Source organism: Geminicoccus flavidas (genome assembly GCF_009806515.1).
In the GTDB taxonomy this organism is placed as follows: Bacteria; Pseudomonadota; Alphaproteobacteria; order Geminicoccales; family Geminicoccaceae; genus Geminicoccus; species Geminicoccus flavidus.
This window is the reverse complement of record NZ_WUJP01001107.1, coordinates 1-3,588: the sequence shown is the minus strand read 5'-3', so window position 1 is coordinate 3,588 and position 3,588 is coordinate 1. Positions and strand designations below refer to the sequence as shown.

Annotated in this window: 5 protein-coding genes; 4 read left to right on the top strand and 1 reads right to left on the bottom strand. The window is 69.3% G+C overall.

Annotated features, from left to right (window positions below):
* Positions 1 to 97 precede the first annotated feature (97 nt).
* The gene (locus tag EQG76_RS31210; protein ID WP_159719100.1) at positions 98 to 442 is read right to left on the bottom strand and encodes an antibiotic biosynthesis monooxygenase family protein; all 345 of its coding nucleotides are present in this window, start codon (positions 440 to 442) and stop codon (positions 98 to 100) included.
* Between the two features lie 215 nt (positions 443 to 657).
* Between EQG76_RS31210 and EQG76_RS31205 the strand changes: the two genes are divergently transcribed.
* From EQG76_RS31205 to EQG76_RS31190, 4 genes are all read left to right on the top strand, one after another.
* Positions 658 to 834 (top strand): hypothetical protein, encoded by a 177-nt coding sequence (locus EQG76_RS31205; protein ID WP_159719099.1) that lies wholly within the window; start codon positions 658 to 660, stop codon positions 832 to 834.
* A gap of 126 nt (positions 835 to 960) precedes the next feature.
* Entirely contained in the window at positions 961 to 2,043 is a 1,083-nt protein-coding gene (hrcA, locus tag EQG76_RS31200) for a heat-inducible transcriptional repressor HrcA (RefSeq protein ID WP_159719098.1), read from the top strand.
* Positions 2,040 to 2,627 carry a nucleotide exchange factor GrpE gene (grpE, locus tag EQG76_RS31195; protein ID WP_159719097.1) on the top strand — a complete coding sequence of 196 codons (588 nt, stop codon included), beginning with the start codon at positions 2,040 to 2,042 and terminating at the stop codon, positions 2,625 to 2,627. Before hrcA ends, grpE begins: the two co-directional genes overlap by 4 nt.
* A gap of 51 nt (positions 2,628 to 2,678) precedes the next feature.
* Positions 2,679 to 3,588: argininosuccinate synthase (locus EQG76_RS31190; RefSeq protein WP_159719096.1), on the top strand; the 910-nt coding region annotated here is incomplete at its 3' end.

The following is a 3,588-nucleotide window of genomic DNA, read 5'->3' as shown; positions in this document are numbered from 1 at the left end:
CTGGAGAAGGAGACGCTCGACGAGGCCGAGCTGGCCGCACTGGTCGGCATGCCGGGGAGCAAGACTGCGGCGGTGGCCGCCGTCTGAGAAGGTGCGCTCAGCCGTGGACCAGGCGGGAATCCTCCGGTGCCTCGGCCCGCTCGGCCATGCCGTAGTCGCGCAGCACGGCGGCGACCCGCAGCCGGTAGTCGGCGAACAGCCCGGCGCGCCCGGCCTTCTGGGCGGCGCGATGGGCGAGCGTCTGGCGCCAGCGCAGCACCGCCGCCTCGTCCTCCCAGAACGACAGGGACAGGAGCTTGCCCGGCTGCTTCAGGCTCTGGAACCGCTCCACCGAGATGAAGCCCTGGGTCCGCTCCAGCTCGGGCAGCAAGGCGGCGGCGATGTCCAGGTAGGGCTCCATCCGCCCTTCCTCGGGCACGACCTCGAAGATCACCGCGATCATCGGCTCTGCCCGGCGGCGCGGGTGGTCTGGCAGACGACGGCCATCACGCTCTCCCCTTTCGCTGATGCGGCCATCCTAGCAGGTCGCGGCAGCAGGGGGGGCAAGTGGCGCGGTATCGCTGCCACAGCACATCCACAGGTGGCCTGGCGACGTAGATGCTTGCGGTGTGAACCGCCATATCGATATCGGGTAGAACTGGCAGGGATAGCCGGATCTTGACGAGCATGGTGTGGATCGTGGGGCTGATCCCGTTGGCCGTCGTGGCGGGCCTGGCGGTCTGGGTGTATGATCCGGCCTATCGCCGTGCCTGGCGCGCAGGCCAGCGGCCCGAGCCGCCGCAGGCCCGCCCGGCCCTGCGGGAGCGCGCCGTGAGCGAGCCGCCCGTGCGCTGACCCGGCTGGCTCGACCCGTCCCTGGTCCGGGCGGGGCTGCTCCGTTGACGTTCGCCCCGCCGATTCCTACATCCGGCGTTGGCTGGAACCGGCCTGTCCTGTCCTGCCTGTACTTTCCTGGATGCGATGATCACCGAGCTCAACAGCCGTTCGCGACAGATCTTCCGCCAGATCGTCGACGCCTATGTCACGACCGGGGAACCGGTCGGCTCCCGCACGATCGCGCGCAAGCTCGACGAGCAGCTCTCGCCGGCCACGATCCGCAACGTCATGGCCGATCTGGAGGATGCCGGCCTGCTCTATGCGCCGCACACCTCCGCCGGCCGGTTGCCGACTGCGGCGGGCCTGCGCCTCTATGTCGACGGGCTGCTCGAGATCGGCAACGTCAACGACGAGGACAAGCGCTCGATCCGCGCCCAGTGCGTCGGCACTGGCAAGAGCCTGGAGGCGGTGCTGGGCGATGCCACCGAGGCCTTATCCGGGCTCACCCGCCATGCCGGGCTGGTGGCGGCCCCCGCCAGCGACCGGCCGTTCCGCCATGTCGAGTTCGTGGCGCTGGGGCCCGGCCGGGCGCTGGTGGTGACGGTGAGCGACCACGGGATGGTCGAGAACCGGATCATCGACGTCCCGCTCGGCATGCCCCAGACCTCGCTGGTCGAGGCCGGCAACTACATGACGGCCAGGCTGGCCGGCCGCAGCTTCGCCGAGGCGCGCAGCCTGGTGCAGCAGGAGATCGAGGCTAGGCGCGCGGAGATTGACGAGGCGACCCAGCGCGTGGTCGAGGCGGGCCTCGCCACCTGGGTCAAGCCCGTCGGCGATGGCAGCGACGGCTTTCTGATCGTGCGCGGCCAGTCCAAGCTGCTCGACGACGTGCAGAACTTGGTCGAGCTGGAACGGGTGCGCCACCTGTTCGAGACGCTGGAAACCCGCAAGAACCTGCTCAGGTTGGTCGAGGCCGCCCAGTCGGGCAACGGGGTGCAGATCTTCATCGGGTCGGAGAACGAGCTGTTCGGCCTTTCGGGCTGCTCGATGGTGATCGCCCCCTACCGGGCGCCCTCGCCTGACCAGGCGCAGTCCTCGGTGGTCGGCGCCATCGGCGTGATCGGCCCGACCCGGATGAATTACGCGCGGATCATCCCCATGGTGGACTACACCGCGAGGGTGGTGAGCCGCATGCTCGGTCATAACGGTGATGGAAGCAGGGAATGACGACGGAACAGGCAGCCAACGCCAATCCTGACACGGAGGCGGTGGTCGAGGAGACCCAGGCCCCCGATCTGGAGCAGGAAGTCGCCGACCTGAAGGACAAGCTGCTGCGCGCGCTGGCGGATGTCGAGAACATGCGCCGCCAGAAGGATCGCGAGGTGGAAGACGCGCGGCGCTACGGCGTGACCCGCCTTGCCCGCGACCTCTTGGACGTGGCCGACAATCTCGGCCGTGCCATCGCCGCCGTGCCGGCCGAGGCCGCCGAGGAGAACACGACGCTCAAGGGCCTGCTCACCGGCGTGGAGATGACCGAGCGCAGCCTCCAGACCGTGCTCGAGCGCCATCAGGTGAAGCGGATCGATCCGCAGATCGGTGAGAAGCTCGACCCGAACCGCCATCAGGCGATGTTCGAGGTGCCGCGGGACGATCTGGCGCCCGGCACGATTGCCGAGGTGATGCAGGCCGGCTATCTGATCGCCGACCGCCTGTTGCGGCCGGCGATGGTCGGCATCGCGGCACGGCCGGCCGAGGCCGCTGACCAGGCGCCGTCCGGCGAACCCGGCTCCAGCGTCGACACGCGGGCCTGAGACGCGGCAGACGGCAGCCTGCGGGCAGCGGCGCGGGGCAGAGGACCTTCGATGAAGACTGGTGTGAAGCGGGTGGTGCTGGCCTATTCGGGCGGGCTCGACACCTCGGTGATCCTGCGCTGGCTGCAGGACAATTACGGCTGCGAGGTGGTGACCTTCACCGCCGATCTCGGCCAGGGCGAGGAGTTGGAGCCCGCCCGGTCCAAGGCCGAGCTGATGGGGGCGAGCCAGATCTTCATCGAGGACCTGCGCGAGGACTTCGTCCGCGACTATGTCTTCCCGATGTTCCGGGCGAACACGGTCTATGAGGGCCAGTACCTGCTGGGCACCTCGATCGCCCGCCCGCTGATCGCCAAGCGCCTGGTCGAGATCGCGCACCAGACCGGGGCGGACGCCGTGGCGCATGGCGCCACCGGCAAGGGCAACGACCAGGTCCGCTTCGAGATCTCGGCCTATGCGCTCGATCCCTCGATCAAGGTGATCGCCCCCTGGCGGGAATGGGAGCTGAACTCGCGCGAGAAGCTGATCGAGTATGCCGAGGCCCGGCAGATCCCGATCCCGCGCGGCAAGCGGGGCGAGCCGCCCTACTCCACCGACGCCAACCTCCTGCACATCTCCTACGAGGGCAAGGCGCTGGAGGACCCCTGGGTCGAGCCGGACGAGGAGATGTTCACCCGCTCGATCGCGCCTGACGCGGCCCCCGACCGGCCGACCTATGTCGAGATCGACTTCGAGAAGGGCGACCCGGTCGCGGTCGACGGCGTCCAGCTCTCACCGGCGGCCCTGCTGACCCGGCTGAACGACCTGGGCGGGGCCAACGGCATCGGCCGGCTGGACCTGGTGGAGAACCGCTTCGTCGGCATGAAGTCGCGTGGCGTCTACGAGACGCCCGGCGGCACGATCCTGCTCGCCGCCCATCGGGGCATCGAGAGCATCACGCTGGACCGGGGTGCGGCGCATC